Source organism: Paenarthrobacter sp. 22069 (assembly GCF_052046035.1).
Classification (GTDB): Bacteria; Actinomycetota; Actinomycetes; order Actinomycetales; family Micrococcaceae; genus Arthrobacter.
This window is the reverse complement of record NZ_JBQEQF010000011.1, coordinates 111823-130125: the sequence shown is the minus strand read 5'-3', so window position 1 is coordinate 130125 and position 18303 is coordinate 111823. Positions and strand designations below refer to the sequence as shown.

Sequence of the window (18303 nt, the reverse complement as noted above, 5' to 3'; positions counted from 1 at the left end):
GCAGCGGCAATGGATGAAGAACTCAGGCGTGCGATGACACTGCTCCTTCCACCGCATGGACGGACGCCCCGGCGTGGGCACGGGTCTGCTCGAACGTGGGGATGAAGCCCGTTCCGCCCTTGCCGCCCACCACCAGGGATGACGCCGCGGCACCGTACCCCGCCGCCGTCCTGAAGTCGTCCCCGAGCACCAGCCGGGCGGTGAGGGTCCCTATGAAGGCGTCGCCCGCGCCGGTCTGGTCCACCACCGCAGGGGCCGGGACTGCCGGGACCCACACCGAGTCCTGCCCGGACTCGAGCTGGATTCCTTCAGCACCGCAGGTCACGGCGACGTTGGCTGTGCCCTGCGCACGGAGCCCGGCGGCCGCTTCCTGCGGCGTGGACGCTCCCAGCAGCGCGCTGGTTTCGCCGGGGAATGAGGGGGTAACGAGGAAGGCCTGTGGCGCCAGTTCGGCGAGGACCGCCGTCGCCTCTTCCTTGGTGGTGAGCCGGGGCCGGAAGTTCGGATCGAAGACAAAACGCCGGGCCAGCGAGGCGGCTTTGACGACGGCGGCGCGTGCCGTCGTCGAGATGGCGCAGGCGATGCCGCCCGCCACCACGGCGCCGGCAGACGCGAAGACTGTTGCGTCGACGTCGTCCGGTCCCATGGTGGAACCCACGCTGCCGCTGCGGGCGTAGGAGAACTCGCGTTCGCCGTCGGGGTCGCTGTGCACCAGGTAAACGCCCTGTTGACCGCGGCGGTGCAGCAACAGGTCCGTGGAGATGCCCAGCTCGGCGACCCGGGCCGACATGGCCTGGCCAAGGTCATCGTCGGTGAGTACGGACAGCAGGCCCACCCTGGCACCGGCCGCCGCGGCGGCTGCGGCCACGTTGAGGGCGTCACCGGAGATGCCAAGCTGTGCTGGAACGCCGTGGGCGAAGGGCAGGTCGGTGGCGACTTCGACGAGGATCTCCCCCATCACCACCACGTCGAAGGGCTTGTCTGTTGCAGCGTTCACCAGTCGTGCACCGATCCGTCGAGCCGCCGGTTGACCGGCAGGTATTTGGGGTCGAAGGGGAAGCGTGCGGCCGCTGCCTCGTCGAACTCCACGCCGATGCCCGGTGCGTCGCCGGGGTGCATGTAGCCGTCGCTGAAAGTGTAGGAACTCTTGAATACTTCGCCCGCCGGATCCCGGTGGCCCATGTACTCCTGGACGCCGAAGTTGGGGATGCTCATGTCCACGTGCAGCGCTGCCGCGAAGGACACCGGCGATAGGTCGCCGGCACCGTGGGAGCCGGAGCGGACGCCGTACAGGTCGGCGAGCGAGAAGATCCGGCGTAGGTGCGTGATGCCGCCGGCGTGGGAAACGGACGTGCGGATGTAGTCGATCAGGCGTTCGGTGATGAGCTGCTGGCAGTCCCAGATCGAGTTGAACACCTCCCCCACGGCGATGGGGGTGGTGGTGTGCTGGCGGATCAGCCGGAACGCGGACTGGTCCTCTGCCGGCGTCGGGTCCTCAATCCAGAACGGCCGGTACTGCTCCAGTGAGGCTCCCAGGCGGCCTGCCTCGATGGGGGTCAGGCGGTGGTGGACGTCGTGCAGGACGTGCACGCCGTAGCCGAACTGCCCGCGGACATGGGCCATCATTTTCGGCGCGAAGTCCAGGTATGCCGTGGTCTCCCAGGTGTCTTCCTGGGGCACGTTGCTGCTGGCCGGTTCGTACAGCTTCCCGTCCACCGGCGCGATGCCGTACGTCTTGTCCAGTCCGGGGATGGCGGCCTGCGCGCGGATGGCTTTGTAACCGAGGTCCAGGTGGTGCTGGAAGTCGGCGCTGAGGTCCTCCAGGGTGCTGCCGCTGGCGTGCCCGTAGACCATGACACCCTCGCGCGCCGCTCCGCCCAGGAGTTCGTAGACCGGCATGCCGGCGGCCTTGCCCTTGATGTCCCAGAGCGCGACGTCGATGGCGGCGATTGCCGTCATGGTCACCGGGCCGCGCCGCCAGTAGGCGCCTTTGTAGAAGTACTGCCAGGCGTCCTCGATGCGGCGGGCGTCGCGGCCGATCAGGAGCGGGCAGAGGTGCTCGCTGAGGTAGGACGCGACGGCCAGCTCGCGGCCATTGAGGGTGGCGTCGCCGATGCCGGTGATGCCGTCCTCGGTTTCAATAACGAGCGTCACGTAGTTCCGTCCGGGCGACGAAACCACCACCCGTGCGTCGGTGATCTTCACTGGGGAGTCCTTCAAATGGTGGATGTGCAAGTAGGTCGCAGTAGATGTCGTTTTGAGGGCTCAGAACGACATCTACTGCCAGTCAGTTGGGTCAGGAGAGGTGGAGCATGACCTTGCTGCTGCCGGCGGCCGGGTCCGCGGCGGTCTGCATGGCCTTCTGCGCGTCGTCGATGCCGAACTTGTGGGTGATGACGGGCGAGACGTCCAGGCCGTCCTTCATGGCCTGCAAAGCATCGGTGATTTCGTCCACGAACCGGTAGGACCCGATCCAGGCGATTTCCCGGGTGACGAGGTCCCCCAGGACCGAGGCCGCCGGGGCACCGGGCAGGTTGCCCACCTGGACGAGCGTGCCGCCGCGGGCCGTGGCCCGCAGGACTCCGCCCAGGACTGCCGGGATCCCGGTGGCCTCGAAGACGAGCTCCACGTCAGCGGGCAAGGGATTGTCCGAAACGTTGATTACCTCGTCCGCGCCCATGGCCTTGGCAATCCGAAGGGACGCGTCGCTGATGTCGGTGGCGGTAACGGTCCGTGCCCCGGCAAATTTGGCGGCCGCGGTGACCAGCGACCCGATGGGTCCGGCACCGTTGACCAGCACGTCCCGGCCCCGCAGGCTGCCCGCCCGGCTTACCGCGTGCATGGCGACGGCGAGCGGTTCCGCAAGTGCCCCGCGGAGGGTGTCCACGCCGTCGGGAAGGGGACGGACCTGGGATGCCTTGGCGAGCTTCTGTTCGCTGAAGCCGCCGTCGGTGTGGGGGTCGAACGCCGCCGAGCCGAAGTACCGGATCTGTGGGTAGAGGTTGGTCCGGCCCCGCAGGCGCTCCGGCATAACGCCGTCACCCACGAATTCGGCCGGGTGCACCGTCACGGGCTGGCCCACGTGGAGATGTTCGACGCCGGCGCCCAGCTTTGCGATCCGGCCTGCCACTTCGTGGCCCAGGACCAGCGGTGACTTCAGCGCCGCCGTCCCTGACGCTCCGTGGCGCCAGTACGAAAGGTCACTTCCGCAGATGCCGCCCCATTCGACGTCGAGCACTACTTCCCCTGGCCCGGCGACCGGTTCCGGCCGGTCATCGATCCGGAGGTCGTTGGCGCCGTGGACCACGACAGCTTTCATACCGCGTCCTCGAGGCGGACCAGGTCGCGGCCGCGGACCTCGGGGCCAACGGCGGCCGATACCAGGGTGATCAGCGAGTAACCGATGAGCATGGCGGCCAGCGGCCACCAGTGTCCGGTGACGGCGGTCAGGGTCGCTGCCAGCAGCGGCCCGATCGCGGTGGCCAGGATGCCGCCGATTTCCTTGGCGAGGGCAAGCTGCGTGAAGCGGGTGCGGGCTCCGAAGAACTCGGCCATCGTGACGCTTTCCATCGCGAAGAGGCTGAGCACTCCGAGGTTCAGGCCCACCACCATGGCGATGGTGATCAGTGCGGTGTTGCCGCTGGTGATCATCAGCATCATCGGGATGGCGTACACCGCAGTCAGGGCGCTGAGGGCCAGGTAGAGGGGACGACGGCCGAAGCGGTCACCGAGGAGACCGACCACGGGAATAGTGACGAAGCCCAGGAGGGAACCGTACATGATGGCGTTGGTGCCCACCGTCTTGTCCGTAAGCAGGACGGTGGCGAGGTAGCCCACCAGGAAGGTCTGTACCAGGCCGGAGTTACCGGCTTGGCCGAAGCGCAGGCCCAGTGCGATCAGGAACGACTTGCCCTTTTTCTGGTGCAGGGCGGCTTCGATGGTGCTGGTCCCGGCCAGTTCGGGTGCCTTTGCGGCGGTCTTGATCCTGTCCTTCGTCAGGGCCACGCCGTCCACGACGTCGGCACGCTGTTCGAAGACGGGGCTTTCCTTGATGGAGCGCCGGATCCAGACGGCGAACAGCATGATCACGAAGCTCGCCAGGAAGGGAATGCGCCAGCCCCAGCTCAGCAGGTCTTCCTGCGAGAGAGACGCCGCGAGGATGGCCCACAGAGCCGAAGCGCCAAGGGTGCCGGAGTTCGTTCCCAGGCAGACCAGGGACGAGATAAGGCCGCGACGGCGGGCCGAGGCGAACTCAGCGAGCATGACGGTTGCACCTGCGATTTCCGCGCCGGCGCCGAAGCCCTGGATGAGCCGCAGCGCCACCAGCAGGATCGGCGCCCAGATGCCGATCATGGCGTAGGTGGGGAGTACACCGATCAGGGTGGTAGAGGCACCCATCAGGGCGATGGTGATGTAGAGGACCTTCTTGCGGCCGATCCGGTCACCCATCCGGCCAAAGTAGACAGCGCCGAACAGGCGGGCCACGTAGCCCACCCCGTAGGTTGCCATGGCGGCAATGAGCCCGATCACGGGGCTGACGTCCGGGAAGAAGATCTTGTTGAAGACAATGGCTGCGGCCAGGGAATACAGCTGGAAGTCCATGAATTCCATGGCGGTGCCGAGCCACCCCGAGGCGGCTACTTTGGCCAGGTCCCGGGTGTTGCGGGCTTCGGCCTGGCTGCTGGTTGGCGGCGCAATGCTTTCGGTCATCAGTTGCTCCTTTGCAGGTGATGCTGTCGAAGGGGAGAGCGTTTGGAGGGATGTGGACAGCGGAAAAGCTGGGGTCCGCCATGTCGACTCCAGGGGAAGGAGTGACGGGCAGCACGTCGATTTCTACTACCATACAAGCACTACCATTCTAGTGTGTCAACCGGCTAGACTGGTCCCATGGCAATGGACAAAAGAGGCGCTTCCCCCCGGCTTTCGGTGCGCGACCAAACGCTTGAAACACTCAGGCGCAGGATCATTTCGCTGCAGCTGCCCCCGGGTGAGCCGTTGTCGGAGAACGAGTTGGCCCAGGAGTTGGGGGTCAGCCGCACTCCGGTCCGCGAAAGCCTCATCCTGCTCCGTGAGGAGGGCCTGGTTCAGGTGTTCCCGCAGATCGGCTCGTTCGTCTCCCTTGTAGACCTGGGGCGCGTCTCGGAAGCCCAGTTCGTCCGGGAAGCCATCGAGTGCGCCTCGCTGCGCGACCTTGCCGTTGACAGCGACGGCATCACCGGACTGCGGAACATCCTGCAGGCCCAGTGCGAGGCGGACGCCAAGGACGACGTGGAGGAATTCTTCCGTTTGGACGAAGACTTCCACCGCGAACTCCTGCGCCTTGCGGGACATGAATCAGCCTGGGCGGCCGTCAACTCCGCCAAGGCGCACCTGGACCGGGCACGCCGGATGAGCCTGCTGGACACGCGGCCCGTGTCCACCCTGATCGAGCAGCACACCGCCGTTGTCGACGCACTGGAAGCCAACAACCTCCCGGATGCGGACAGCAGCCTGCGCCTCCATCTCCGTGCCGTCTTCGAAGATGTCCAGCGGATCCAGGAAGCAACGCCGGAACTGTTTTCCGACGGCGAAGCGCGCCGCCCGTCGCGGCGCAGCGTGGCACGCCTGGCCTGACAGCCCGGCCGCCACGCCAGGACAGGAAGCCCCGGCAGGGGAACATGCAGCTTCGTCAGTCCCTCTTGCTACGTTTGAGCCAGGCCGGGGAAACGTCCCAGGCCCGCGAACAGTTCGGGAGGCCCCGTGTTTCTGCTCGATTCCCCCGGCGCTGATGCCGGGTCCGTCGCCCCGCCGGACCTGGTGTTTTCGGCCAGCGACCTGGTGGCTGCATCCGAGTGTGAGTACCGCACGCTCCGGGTCCTCGACGAAAAGCTTGGACGGTCTCCCAAACCGGAGTTCCCCGTCGACGAAATGCAAAAGCGCGCCGGTGAGCTCGGTGACCGGCACGAGCGCACCGTCCTTGCCAGTTTGGTGGCGAAGTACGGCGAGTGGGATGCAAGCCGCGGGGCAGGCGTCTACTCACTGGAGCGTGGCCCCACCCTGCGCGGCGACCTGCAGGCCAGGCACGCCGAAACCGAGCTCGCCCTGAGGTCCGGCGCCGACGTCGTCTTCCAGGCCACCTTCTTCGACGGCGAATTCCTTGGCTACGCGGATTTCCTGGTGAATGAGGCTGCCGGTACGGGCAACCCTGGCCGGTACGAAGTGTGGGACACCAAGCTTGCCCGGCACGCCAAGGTGGGGGCGCTCCTGCAGCTTGCCGCCTACGGCGACCAGCTCATCGGCATGGGACTGGAGCCCTCCCCCGTGGTCACGCTGGTGCTGGGCACCCGCGTCGGCGAGGACTGGCTGCGGAGCACCCACTCGCTGCCGGACCTGCTGCCCGTCTTCCGGGAACGGCGCCGGCGCTTCCGCCAGCTCACAGCGAACCACCGGGCTGCCGAGGCACCGGTGCAGTGGCAACAGCCCGGCATCGTGCACTGCGGGCGGTGCGATTACTGCGCCGAGCAGGTCAGGCTGCACCGGGACCTGTTGATGGTGGCAGGCATGTCCGTTGTCCAGCGGCGGAAGCTTCACGCAGCCCGGATCAGGACTATCGATGACCTGGCTGCCCTGCCCGCCGCCGAGGCGAAGAATTCCGTCGCACGGCTTCGTGCCCAGGCGCGGATGCAGCTGGGGCTGGACCAGCCGGCCAGCTCGCGGACGTTCAGCAAGGACGGCCAGCCCCACACGGTCGCCTACACGGTGCTTCCGGACAACACGATCGGATCACTGCCCGCCCCGAGCCCGGGCGACATCTTCTTTGACTTCGAGGGTGACCCCCTCTGGCAGGATCCCGCCACCGGGGCGTGGGGCATCGAGTACCTCTTCGGCGTCATCGAAGCCCCCGCTGCGGGCGCCGACGGCGACCCCGTATTCCGCCCGTTCTGGGCACACTCCCGGTCCGGGGAACGCCGCGCCTTCCTGGACTTCCTGGAATACGTGGAGAAGCGGCGGGCCCGGTACCCGGACATGCATGTCTACCACTACGCCTCATACGAAAAGACGGCGCTGCGGAACCTGTCCCTCGCCCACCAGGCCGGCGAGGACACCGTGGACGACTGGCTCCGGCAGGGGCTGCTGGTGGACCTGTACGCCACCGTGCGGCATTCCATCCGCATCTCCGAAGCGTCGTACTCCATCAAGAAGCTCGAACCGCTGTACATGGGTGACAACCTCCGGTCCGGGGACGTCAAGGATGCCGGCGCCTCGGTGGTGGCCTACGCCGCCTACTGTGCCGCCCGCGACGAGGGACGGCGGGAAGAAGCCGACACCATCCTGGCCTCGATTTCCGACTACAACCGCTACGACTGCCTCTCCACGCTGCGCCTTCGCGACTGGTTGATGGAGGCGGGACAGAAAGCCGGCTCCGCTCCCGGCCATCCTGGAGTTGCCGCTCCCGCCGCCCACTGCCCTGACCGGTCCGCCGGACTTCCCGATGAGGACGACGACGCGCCCGGCAGTGAAGAGTCCCCCGAACACGCCAGGCTGCGCCAATTCCTTGCCGGCCTGCCGGACAACCGGCCCTGGACCAACGATGAACGTGCCATCGCCATGGTGGCCGCCGCTACCGGATACCACCGCCGCGAACGCAAACAGTTCTGGTGGCAGCACTTCGACCGGGTCGAGGCCCCGCTGGAGAGCTGGTCCGACCAGAGGAACGTGTTTGTTGTGTCATCCGCGGAAGTGGTTTCCGACTGGGCGTTGGCCAAGCCGAGGGAACGGATGCGCACCCGCGTCCTGAAACTCCGCGGCACCATGACCGAGGGCTCCGACTTCCGTGCGGACTCCACCTGGTGCCGGCTGTACGACGCGCCGGGTCCCGACGGAATGAACCCTGCAGCTGTTCCGGGGACCAGGGCCTACACGTTCGGCACCAGGATCAACGGGCTCGAGCCGGCGCAGGACAGCCCGGAACATCTGGTCACCATCGCGGAACGGGAAACGGGGAAGGTTGCCGCATATCCCCACTTCCCCATGGCGCTGACCGAGGACCAGCCGTTGGCAACGGCAAGTATCGAAGCCTCGATCAGGGACATTGCCCGCGCCGTTGGCGCCTCCGTACCGTCGCTGCCCGCACAGCCGGGCGTGGACATTTTGCGCAAGCTGCCGCCGCGGTTCCGTTCCCTCCCGGGACCGGCGCCCGTCCGGCACGGTGACGACAGCGCCGCAGATTATGCCGGCGCCATTGCAGAATCGCTGCTGGACCTGGACCGCTCGTACCTTGCCGTCCAGGGGCCTCCGGGGACGGGCAAAACCTACGTGGGCGCGCACGTCATTGGCCGGCTGGTGGCAAAGGGCTGGAAAATTGGTGTGGTGGCCCAGTCACACAACGTGGTGGAAAACCTGCTCTGCCGCGCCATCGAAACCGGCGGGGTGGACGCAGAGCAGGTGGGTAAGAAACTGGCCGCACCCCACCCTGTTCCGTGGACGCTCACGGCGGAAGGCGATGTGGCCCGCCTGCTCTCCTCCCCCGGCGGCTGCCTGGTCGGCGGTACGGCATGGACCATGACCGGTAAGGAAGTGCCTCCCGGGTCCCTGGATCTCCTGGTCATTGACGAAGCGGGCCAGTTCTCGCTGGCCAACACGCTGGCCGTGAGCCGGGCGGGGACACGGCTGCTCTTGCTGGGTGACCCGCAACAGCTCCCGCAGGTCACCCAGGGCGCCCATCCGGAACCCGTCGATGAGTCTGCCCTGGGCTGGCTCGCGGCAGGACACGCCACCCTTCCCCCGGCCCTCGGCTACTTCCTTGCCGATACCTGGCGAATGCATCCGGAATTATGCCGCGCGGTGTCGACCCTCAGCTACGAGGGGAAGCTGAAGTCGGCTCCTGCGGCGTCCCTGCGCAAACTTGGGGAGCTGCCGCCAGGCGTGGAAACTGTGTTCGTCGACCACAGCGGCAACACCACGGCGTCCACGGAAGAAGCCGAGGAAGTGGTGCGCCAGGTCCGCCGCCACCTGGGGTTGAAGTGGACCTGCGGCCCGGGCCTGGAGCCGCGCCCGCTGGAGCAGCAGGACATGTTGGTGGTGGCTGCCTACAACGCGCAGGTCCACCTGATCCGCAGGCATCTGGCGGAGGCCGGACTGCCGGAGGTCCGGGTGGGCACGGTGGACAAGTTCCAGGGCCAGGAGGCTCCGGTGGTGCTGGTGTCGATGGCCTGCTCGGCTGTGTCAGAGGCCCCACGCGGCGCGGAGTTCCTGCTCAACCGGAACCGCATCAATGTGGCGGTGTCCCGCGGGCAGTGGCGTGCCGTGATCATCCGGTCCCCCGACCTCACCAGCTACATGCCGCACAAGCCCGCGGCCCTCGAGGAGCTCGGCGCTTTCATCGGCCTCAGCCCACGGGACCAGGCGTGGGTCCGCACGGGGCGGGATTAGGCGTCAGCGGACGCGGAAGCCGCGGAAGCTACCGCTGGGCTGTGTCAGTGAGTCGTCCACCCGTTCCACCCGGCCGGGCGTCCGGTCAGAGTTCAACCAGTCCAGGAGTTTGCGGACCTGCGGCCCAGGGCCCTCGGCAACAACGGATACCGAGCCGTCGTCGAGGTTTCGCACCTCACCGGACAACCCAAGCTCCTCCGCCGTGCCCATGGTCCAGTACCGGAAGCCGACTCCCTGGACCATCCCGTACACCCGGGCGTCCAGCCGCACGGCTTCCTGCCCCGGGTCATCCACTGCCGGGCGTTCATGCCTGCCCATGCGGCTCCTCCTGGACCTGTCGCCCCGTCCCAACCGGGTAGCAGCAACTGCCGTTTCGAACCTCCAAAACGGCGGTTGGCGCTACCCGGTTGGGTAGAGGACAAACCGTTAGTTGATGGTGATGTCGCGGGTGGCGTGGTTGTAGCGGATTGTCACCGTGCCACCGGCGTGGTGCAGTTCGTGGTTGGGCCCATCGAAGGTGCCGAAAGCGCCGTAGTTCTCAGCCCAGGAGCGGTTCAGCGCAATCTTGAAGGTGTAGAACCCGGCGGGCAGTTCAGCGCTCTTCTTCCAGAGCTGATCCAGGAAGTCGAACTCCATCTGGGCTTCGTCGTACTGCGGTGCCCAGTTCTCGGGCGCGCCCAGGATGGTGTTGAAGTCACCGGCCACGGCAACAGCCTCCGGCTGCGGCAGGGTTTCCACGTCCGCGTCCTCGAACCGTTCTGCCGCGGCAGACGCAGCAGGTGCAGTCTCAGCCTTGTCCTTGGCCGCCGACTTCTTGCGGACGGCCTTGACCACAGGCTCGACGGCGTCTTCGATGGCCTTGGCTGCCTTGCCCACGGCGGAGGCGGCCTTCTTGGCGGGAGCCTTCCTGGCTGCCTTCTTCGGAGCTTCCTCCGTGGCCGGGACCTGCAGCGTTGCTGCGGCGGCGGAGACCGGGCGGACAAAACCCTTGGGAGCCGTGGGAACCGGCGTGTCCGCAGGGACCGGAGTGCCGGCGTCGAGCGCTGCGGCGAAGGAGTCGGCGTCTGGGAAGGCCACCGTGGCGCGCATGCCGTCCTCGGTGATGGTCCAGCCAGAGCGGCCCTTGATCAGCCAGCCTGCCTTGACCAGCTTGGCAGTGGCCGAGGTGAGGGTCTTGTGCCCGCGCGGGATTCCGCCGCTGAGAAGTTCCGCCTCGTGCTCGTTGAACGGCACCCGGGCCGTCGCTTCCGCCAGCACCTGGCCGGCGTTCAGGGCATCACCGGACCACACGCCTTCGGTCAGGACATCCAGCACGGTCTTGAGTCGAAGGTAGGTGTTTTCTGCGGTGGACTTGGCCATGATTCCCCTTATATAAAAGCGATCGGTCTTAGGCATCTTGCCAACTGCCCGTTAAATCGCGCGACTTTAATTGGTTAACTCTGCGTGTCGTGACCGACTGTGAAGCGGATTAGGCCGCAAGTGAGGCTGAGGTCTCGGGTAAGGGCTGTCTGCATAACCCTTTTGAGCGCCGGCATGGGTGCCGCACCGCACTCCCGGACACGCCTGCGGGACCAGTTTACCCGGCCCCGAAGCCCGGCTGTCGCGCCCGACACAGCGACTGTCAGTCGGACACTTCCCGGCCATTCAACTCGGCCAGCAGCTCCGCCTTCCGCTCCTCCGAGGCGAAGGAGGAATGAATGGAATTCGCCGCCAGCCGGGCCCTGTCGAAATCGGAGAGGTCAAAGGCGGCGGTGAGCTGGGCGAAGTTGTCATCCACATAGCCGCCAAAGTAGGCAGGGTCATCGGAGTTGACGGAGACGTTAAGTCCCGCAGCGAGCATCGCAGGCAGGGGATGGTCGGCCAGGGTGTCGACGGCCCGCAGCCGGACGTTGGACAACGGGCAGACTGTCAGCGGGGTCCGGGCGTCCACGAGGCGCTCCACCAGGTCGGGATCGTCCATGCAGCGGATGCCGTGGTCGATCCGCTCCACGCCCAGGATGTCCAGGGCCTCGGTGATGTACGACGCCGGGCCCTCCTCCCCGGCGTGCGCCGTTAGCCGCAGCCCCGCTTCGCGCGCCTTCGCGTACAGCCGCTCGAACTTCGATGGCGGGTTTCCAACTTCGGCTGAGTCCAGGCCGATGGCGCCGATGGGTGCATCCATGGCCAGCAGCCCGTCGAGGACCTCCAGTGCGGAATCCTCCGGCAGGTCCCGCAGGAAGGCTGCGATCAGGATGGTGGAAATTCCGTAGTCCTGCTCCGACGTGGCCAGCACCGAGGCAACGCCCCTGACGCACGCTTCGAGGGGAATCCCCCTCGAAAGGTGGGCCTGCGGGTCCATCATGATTTCCGCGTGCCGGACACCGGCGGCGGCGGCCCGCTCCAGGTAGGCGCGGGTCATGTCCGCGAAATCCTGCTCGGTTTGCAGCACGGCCATGTTGGCGTAATAGAGGTCAAGGAAGGACTGGAGGTCGGTGAACTCGTACTTTTCGCGGAGTTCGTCCAGGCCCGAGTACGGCAGCACAATGCCGTTGCGCCCGGCCAGGGCAAAGATGAGCTCCGGCTGCAGCGTTCCTTCGATATGCAGGTGAAGTTCAGCCACCGGGAGGGGCTGGGCAGGGACCGCGGGTTCCGCAGGATCCGTTTCGTTTTCGGGCATGCTGCTGCTGCCGGCAAAGTTGTCCATCCGGTCAGGATAGTGCCCCTCCCGGGTTTGTGCCTTCCAGCAATGCGGGCCGGATACCTTCCCGCGAACACGGGGCCGCGAGCACCACGGCGCCCCGCCTGCCGGAATCTCGATTTGATAACACCCAAACGATGACCTAGCGTGAAATACATGCCCGCCAGGCGGGCTTTTTGATTGCCCGGTGCTGCCTTCACCAGAACTGCCCAGCGGCAGCAGCCGACAGTGACCTCTATTCGTCAGGGGCGGGCAGTGGCGCGACGATCTCCGGGGACGGAAGCAGCGCTGGTGGCCTTCAGGAGCATCACCATAATGAAAAACACCAAATTCCGTACTGCCGCACGCCGCGGAGTCACCCTGGCCGCCGTCTCCGCGGCAGGTTTGGCACTTTCCGCCACGGCGGCCAACGCAGCCACCACCACGTCCACGTGGGATGCACTCGCGCAGTGCGAGAGCGGCGGCAACTGGTCCATCAACACGGGCAATGGATTCTCCGGCGGCCTGCAGTTCACCTCCAGCACCTGGTCAGCCTACGGCGGAACCGGCTCCCCGGAGAACGCCAGCCGTGAACAGCAGATCGCTGTAGCCGAGCGGGTCCAGGCATCCCAGGGCTGGGGCGCCTGGCCGTCCTGCGCCTCACAGCTCGGCCTCAGCGGTGGCGGCGGGGCCCCGGTCCAGAGCGCACCCGTTCAGAGCGCACCCGTCCAGGCTGCCCCCGCGCAGAGCGTTCAGGTGCAGAGTGCGCCGGCCAAGCAGGCTCCGGCGCCGCGGCACGCAACCTCGGTTCCCCTCAGCGGTGAGACCTACACCCTGCAGGCCGGGGATACCTTGAGCATCGTTGCCGACAAGCTGGGCATCCAGGGCGGCTGGCAGCACCTCGCGGACGCGAACCTGGATACCATTTCCGATCCGAACCTCGTCTTCGAGGGACAGGTCATCCAGCTCCCGGCATAACACCTGGGGACATTCCACCAGCGGCTGCGGCCGCCGCGCCTTTCACAGGCGACATAGACAGGTCGGCGATAGACAAATTCCGTTGACCAAAAGACGACGCCGGCACACCCCACAAGGGATGTGCCGGCGTCGTTCCTTAATTCCTTCGTCCCTGCCGCAGGAGGCGGTCAGGGCCGCGATATCAGTTGGCGGGCAGCTCGCGGACGATCCGCACCTTCCAGGCAGATTCGTCACTGGTGTCCAGCAGTGCGACGGTGCCGTGCGCAAGGTTCAGGGCAACCCGCTTTACCGCGAGCAGCTCCAGGTAGAGGTGTTCGTTCATCCGGCTGGGGGTGTCGATCATGTACTTCACGGCGTCCCGGACCTTGCGGTAGTTGGCGCTCCGTTCGCGGTGCATATGCAGTTCAAGGGCGGAGCGCTGCTTGAGCCGAGGCTCGTGCCGGTTGAGCAGCGTCACGGCCGTGTGGACGCCCACAACGAGGGTGAGCGAAACACCGTAAATCCACCAGCCGCTGGAGAGCAGGAAGAGCGGCAGGTTGCCGATGGCCACGAGCGCGATCACCACCCGGAGGGCAGCAATCCGGCGGACCGTCCTGGCGACGGTCGCCATGCCATCCCGGAAGCGGTGCTGATCCTTCCGGGCCGCGGCGGGATCGATGGTGAATTCGTCAAGAACCAGGATTCCCTGGGCTTCAGGGCCCAGCATCTGCCCGTACCTGGGCAGGGAGGCGGGGACATGGTTGACGGCTTTGTCTGATGTAAATGTCATGAGAGGGCTTCCAAAACGCGGGGGTGGTTGCGGCGATCTTAGTGGTTTAACCTGGGAGCCGTATGTATGCGTCCACTATTTGGACAGCGCGCGATGCCGTATGTGGTCCTGCGCACTGCAATTGGAACATCCGCCGCATGCCGTCAGACTGAATAGATGCAAACCTTCCTCCCATACCCTGACTTCCGCCAAAGCGCCAAAGCCCTGGACACTGCACGGCTGGGCAAGCAGCGGGTTGAAGCGCTGCAGACCCTCCGCGCCCTGGTGATTCCCGGCTACGGTTGGCAGACGCACCCTGCGATCCGGATGTGGATGGGCCACGTGCCCGCGCTCACCATGTATGGGCTGGCCATGGTGGATGAATGGATCGAACGGGGCCACCCCGACAACACCCGTGCAAACATCGCCGAGTTCGCCCCGCAGGCGGCGCACCCCGACTATGCAGCGAAGATTGTCATGCCGCCGTGGCTCGGAGACCCCGACTTCCACCTCAGCCACCGGTCCAAGCTGGTCCACAAGGAACCCAAGTTCTACACGCCTGTCTTCGCTGACGCGATTCCGGACATGGACTACGTCTGGCCGGAGCCGCGCCACGAGTTCCTCCCGCAGGAACCTGAGGGGGACATCCTGTGGATCCTCCGTGAGCCGTACGACGAGGTCGATCCCCAGTCGCTCAGCACGGTGGCGCTGCCGCCTGTGAACCGGAAGGCTGCCGAGGCGGCAGCCATGGCCGGCGGGGATGACGGGTACTCCCCTGTCTACGTGCACGACGGGTCCCGCCGTCCTTCCCGCGCCCCCAAGAAGGCGCCCCCGAAGCCGCAGGCCAAGAAGCCCACCCGCAAGCGGCTTGCGCAGGAAGAGGCGTTCCGGACCCTTCCCGGAAAGACGCCCGTTGCCGTTCCGTTCGAGAACGGGTCCAGGTTCGCGGTGGGACACGTGGTGGGCCGGCCCATCACGCTTGACGATGGCCGGTTCGGCAGGAATTTTGAGGTCCTGGAAATTATCGACCGTTCTGCGTTCGCTTACCCCGCCCTCCTGCAGGACCCGCGCGCCTTCTTCCCGGTGGAGGCACCGTAACCAATGACCATCCTTATGGCGGGCTGCGGTGACCTGGGCACCGAGGCAGGGCTCCGTTTCGCTGCTTTGGGCCACAGGGTCGTGGGGTGGCGCCGGACCCCCGGCAAGCTGCCGGCACATATCGAAGGCGCCGCGGCGGACCTGGGATCGCCGGACCTGCCGCCGGTCCCGGCGGACACCACCGCCGTCGTCATTGCTGTTGCTGCCGACTCCCCTACCGAGGAGGCATACCGCGCTGCGTATGTACGCGGTGTGGCAAACGTCCTCGACGCGCTGGAGCGCGACCAGGTGGCACCGGACAGGATCCTGTTCGTATCCTCAACCGCCGTCTACGGCGACGCAGCCGGCGGCTGGGTGGATGAATCCACGCAGCCGGAACCTGCCGGCTTCTCAGGACGGGTGCTGCTGGAGGCGGAGGACCTGCTGCAGACCCGGCTCGCCGGAACCAGCACTTCCGGCACAGCGCTGAGACTGGGCGGCATCTACGGACCGGGCCGGACCCGGCTGATCGACCAGGTACGGACGCAGTCCGCGGTCATCCCCGAGGACGTGCGCTACACCAACCGCATCCACCGTGACGACGCCGCGGCCGCCATCGTCCACCTGGCCACGATGGAAGCAGCACCTGCGCCTGTCTACGTGGGCGTGGACAACGACTGCGCAGACCTGGGGACAGTACTGCGGTTCCTTGCGGAGGAACTGGGGCAGCCATCGCCGCCGGTTGGCGACGCAGGTCCGGCCCGCGGGGGCAACAAGCGCTGCTGCAACCGCCTCCTCAGCAGCACCGGATTCACCTTCACGTTTCCCACCTTCAGGGAAGGGTACAGGGACGTTATTGCGGGAAACGGTGTTCGCCATCCATAACGGGCGCCGCCGTTCCCTGGTCACTGCCAGGCCGGACGCGGCACGCCTGGCCCGGGACGAGGCAGGGCATGGAATTTCGGCAGATCATTAAGGCAGCGGGGCAGCTGGTGGACTTCGCGGGGGTTGCCGTCATGGTGGCCGGGGCCGTGGTAGCCCTCCCGCTGGCACTGCGCGGCCACCAGCCGCGGCAGCTCCCACCCGGAGCAGGCAAGCTGGGTTTCTACCGGTCCTACCGCCAGTTGCTGGGCCGGTCCATCCTCTTGGGCCTGGAACTGCTGGTAGCTGCCGATATCATCCGTACCGTTGCCGTGACCCCGACGTTTGAAAGCGTCGGTGTACTGGCCATCATCGTGCTGATCAGGACATTCCTCAGCTTCTCGCTGGAACTGGAAATCAGCGGACGCTGGCCGTGGCAGAAGGACCCGGCCGCTGCCCGTTCCGGCGCCGACGCCCCCGCGGGATAAGGCTGGCTCCCTGCCCGGGGCGAGCACCGTTCTCCCCGCACCGCCGGAGGCGGTGACCCCGTCCGTTAGGCTTCAGCCATGACTGAATCCACCCGCGCCAAAGCATCCGAGTTGCTCCGCCTTCATGAGGCACCTGAGATCCTTCAAGTGGTCAACGTGTGGGACGTGGTAACCGCGAAAGTCATCACGGATGTCCCAGGCACCACCGCCCTGGCCACCGCCAGCCACTCGATCGCAGCGTCGCTCGGCTACGAGGACGGCGAGAACATTCCCGTCGGCGAGATGATCGACTTCGTGGGCCGCATAGCGGCTGCCACCCACCTGCCGGTGAGCGCCGATCTCGAATCCGGTTATGGAAATCCGGGCGAAACAGTACGCCGGGCGATTGGAGTTGGCGTGGTCGGAGCGAATATCGAGGACCAGATGCGGCCGCTTACAGACGCAGTCAACCAAATGTCGGCAGCCGTCCACGCAGGCTCCACAGAGGGAGTCGACTTCGTTTTGAATGCCCGGACCGATGCTTTCCTCAAGGCCGGGGACCGGAACCGCGACGAGGTTCTGGCGGATGCCATAGCCCGGGGCAAGGCGTTCCTGGACGTAGGCGCCACCACCGTCTTCGTCCCCGGACTGCTGGACGAACCCACAGTCGCCGCGCTGGTGGAGGGCATCGGCTGGAACAAGGTCTCGGTCATCAACGTTCCGGGGTCCCTGCCGCCGGCCAAGCTCCAGGAACTGGGCGTCGCGCGCATCTCGTACGGTCCGTGGACACAGCGGGTCGCCCTGACTGCACTGAGTGACGCTGCGGCCAGCCTCCTTGCTGGCGGCCAGCTTCCGGAGAACACGCGTCCGCTGAACTAAAGGGTGCAACAGCCGTGCGGCCAGAAGCTGGGTGATCCGGCGCAGCGAAGGAGTGGAGATGAAGGCGACATCATCTGCAGCCGGACTCTGGCCGCGGCCGCCCGGGCTGCCCGCGCCGGTGTTCTCTGACCAACGATGGCTGGACGCGATCTTCCTCCACTGGCGCATTCCGGAGTCGGTGGCGGCCCGATACATGCCCGCAGGAGTACGGCCGGATGTGTTCGACGGTAGTTCCTGGGTTGGTCTCATCGGATTCCGGATGGAACAAGCCGGGCTTGGGAGCGGCCCGGGCATTCCGTATCTGGGCAGCTTCAACGAGGTCAACGTCCGGCTCTACTCACGCGGGCCGGACGGGACCCGCGGGGTGGTGTTCCTGAGCCTGGACGCCAACCGGCTGCCGGTGGTCCTGGCAACCAGGGCGGCCGGAATTCCGTATGTATGGTCGCGAATCCGGCACTGGCCGGCCTTCCCCGGAGACGGCGATCCGCAGCACGCGTTAAGCCGGTCCGGGCCAGCCCGCAGCACGGATGATTTTCCGTTGGGCTATTCCGTGCGCCGGTTCGGCGCCACGGCCGCCAGCAGCAACTTCGCGGTCATTCCGCACCTGGATACCGCAGCCGCTGACCCGTTATCCATTTTCCTGACCGCCAGGTTCGGCATGCATGGCCGCTTCTTCGGAAGAACCGCCTATATCCCCAACACGCATAATCCCTGGCCGCTGTTTGCAGCGGACCTCCACGGGTTCGCCGATGGGCTGGTGGGCGCTGCAGGAATCGGCGTCAGCGGAGCACCGGAGTCGGTTCTCTATTCCCCTGGGGTGCGGACAAGGTTCGGCCGGCCCGGCCTGGTGGGTGCCGACTAGAAGCCGGTGTCCTGAAGATCCTGCCAGCCCTGGCCTTCGCTGAAAGTGCTAACCAGGGTGCCGACGCCCGCCTGCAGGGAGTTGGACGGATCGTAGTACAGGGACGCTTCCGAGGCACGGCTATGGGAAATCAACTGCTCAGCCTCGAGCTTCGCCTCCGGCACGGTGGCGCCCAAAATGCCCGTGCGGGCCGGGAGGGCAGGAGTATGCACCACTTCGGCGTCCGTCTGCGTCAGCGGGACGGTAGTGCCGGCGTTGATCTCGTCATGCGGGAACTCGAAGCCAGCATCGCCGGGGGCGGCAGGAACGGTGTACTCCAGGAAATACGTCATACTCCACCCTTGCAGAAAACCCACCCGCGCCA

17 protein-coding genes are annotated in these 18303 nt (G+C 66.5%); 8 read left to right on the top strand and 9 right to left on the bottom strand.

Annotated elements, in window-relative coordinates; all coding sequences use genetic code 11:
- Positions 1-22: 22 nt before the first annotated feature.
- The 4 genes from ACTJK0_RS11055 to ACTJK0_RS11040 form a co-directional block, all read right to left on the bottom strand.
- Entirely contained in the window at positions 23-958 is a 936-nt protein-coding gene (locus ACTJK0_RS11055; RefSeq protein WP_110544036.1) for a PfkB family carbohydrate kinase, read from the bottom strand.
- 35 nt (positions 959-993) lie between these two features.
- Positions 994-2205, bottom strand: a complete 1212-nt coding sequence (gene manD, locus ACTJK0_RS11050; protein WP_110543826.1) for a D-mannonate dehydratase ManD — start codon at positions 2203-2205, stop codon at positions 994-996.
- 91 nt (positions 2206-2296) lie between these two features.
- Entirely contained in the window at positions 2297-3319 is a 1023-nt protein-coding gene (locus ACTJK0_RS11045) for an L-idonate 5-dehydrogenase (protein WP_440745192.1), read from the bottom strand.
- Positions 3316-4710 (bottom strand): MFS transporter, encoded by a 1395-nt coding sequence (locus ACTJK0_RS11040; RefSeq protein ID WP_110543829.1) that lies wholly within the window; start codon positions 4708-4710, stop codon positions 3316-3318. The genes ACTJK0_RS11045 and ACTJK0_RS11040 overlap by 4 nt, the downstream gene beginning before the upstream one ends.
- 177 nt (positions 4711-4887) lie before the next feature.
- Between ACTJK0_RS11040 and ACTJK0_RS11035 the strand changes: the two genes are divergently transcribed.
- Both ACTJK0_RS11035 and ACTJK0_RS11030 read left to right on the top strand, forming a co-directional pair.
- Positions 4888-5613 (top strand): GntR family transcriptional regulator, encoded by a 726-nt coding sequence (locus tag ACTJK0_RS11035; RefSeq protein WP_440745191.1) that lies wholly within the window; start codon positions 4888-4890, stop codon positions 5611-5613.
- A gap of 126 nt (positions 5614-5739) precedes the next feature.
- The gene (locus tag ACTJK0_RS11030; protein WP_440745190.1) at positions 5740-9411 is read left to right on the top strand and encodes a TM0106 family RecB-like putative nuclease; all 3672 of its coding nucleotides are present in this window, start codon (positions 5740-5742) and stop codon (positions 9409-9411) included.
- A gap of 3 nt (positions 9412-9414) precedes the next feature.
- Here the strand turns inward: ACTJK0_RS11030 and ACTJK0_RS11025 are convergent, their stop codons facing one another.
- From ACTJK0_RS11025 to ACTJK0_RS11015, 3 genes are all read right to left on the bottom strand, one after another.
- Positions 9415-9729 (bottom strand): acylphosphatase, encoded by a 315-nt coding sequence (locus ACTJK0_RS11025; RefSeq protein ID WP_440745189.1) that lies wholly within the window; start codon positions 9727-9729, stop codon positions 9415-9417.
- Positions 9730-9837: 108 nt separating this feature from the next.
- Positions 9838-10770 (bottom strand): pullulanase X25 domain-containing protein, encoded by a 933-nt coding sequence (locus tag ACTJK0_RS11020; RefSeq protein WP_110543836.1) that lies wholly within the window; start codon positions 10768-10770, stop codon positions 9838-9840.
- Between the two features lie 262 nt (positions 10771-11032).
- Entirely contained in the window at positions 11033-12094 is a 1062-nt protein-coding gene (locus ACTJK0_RS11015) for an adenosine deaminase (RefSeq protein ID WP_440745188.1), read from the bottom strand.
- A gap of 309 nt (positions 12095-12403) precedes the next feature.
- Between ACTJK0_RS11015 and ACTJK0_RS11010 the strand changes: the two genes are divergently transcribed.
- Positions 12404-13045, top strand: a complete 642-nt coding sequence (locus ACTJK0_RS11010; RefSeq protein ID WP_110544041.1) for a transglycosylase family protein — start codon at positions 12404-12406, stop codon at positions 13043-13045.
- A gap of 181 nt (positions 13046-13226) precedes the next feature.
- Here ACTJK0_RS11010 and ACTJK0_RS11005 read toward each other — a convergent pair whose 3' ends face one another.
- The gene (locus ACTJK0_RS11005) at positions 13227-13814 is read right to left on the bottom strand and encodes a hypothetical protein (RefSeq protein ID WP_440745187.1); all 588 of its coding nucleotides are present in this window, start codon (positions 13812-13814) and stop codon (positions 13227-13229) included.
- A 156-nt stretch (positions 13815-13970) separates the two neighbouring features.
- On the opposite strand from ACTJK0_RS11005, the gene ACTJK0_RS11000 reads away from it, so the two are divergent.
- The 5 genes from ACTJK0_RS11000 (at position 13971) to ACTJK0_RS10980 (ending at position 17939) form a co-directional block, all read left to right on the top strand.
- Positions 13971-14891, top strand: a complete 921-nt coding sequence (locus ACTJK0_RS11000; protein ID WP_440745186.1) for an MSMEG_6728 family protein — start codon at positions 13971-13973, stop codon at positions 14889-14891.
- Positions 14892-14894: 3 nt separating this feature from the next.
- The gene (locus ACTJK0_RS10995; protein WP_440745185.1) at positions 14895-15755 is read left to right on the top strand and encodes an NAD-dependent epimerase/dehydratase family protein; all 861 of its coding nucleotides are present in this window, start codon (positions 14895-14897) and stop codon (positions 15753-15755) included.
- Positions 15756-15823: 68 nt separating this feature from the next.
- Entirely contained in the window at positions 15824-16219 is a 396-nt protein-coding gene (locus ACTJK0_RS10990; protein ID WP_440745184.1) for a DUF1622 domain-containing protein, read from the top strand.
- A 78-nt stretch (positions 16220-16297) separates the two neighbouring features.
- On the top strand, positions 16298-17077 hold the full coding sequence (locus tag ACTJK0_RS10985; RefSeq protein ID WP_440745183.1) for an isocitrate lyase/PEP mutase family protein: 780 nt from the start codon (positions 16298-16300) through the stop codon (positions 17075-17077).
- Between the two features lie 58 nt (positions 17078-17135).
- Positions 17136-17939 (top strand): YqjF family protein, encoded by an 804-nt coding sequence (locus tag ACTJK0_RS10980; RefSeq protein WP_440745182.1) that lies wholly within the window; start codon positions 17136-17138, stop codon positions 17937-17939.
- On the opposite strand, the gene ACTJK0_RS10975 is transcribed toward ACTJK0_RS10980, so the two are convergent.
- Positions 17936-18271: a hypothetical protein gene (locus tag ACTJK0_RS10975; protein WP_440745181.1), complete on the bottom strand. Its 336-nt coding sequence runs from the start codon at positions 18269-18271 to the stop codon at positions 17936-17938. The two genes, ACTJK0_RS10980 and ACTJK0_RS10975, sit on opposite strands and share 4 nt — an antisense overlap.
- Positions 18272-18303 lie beyond the last annotated feature (32 nt).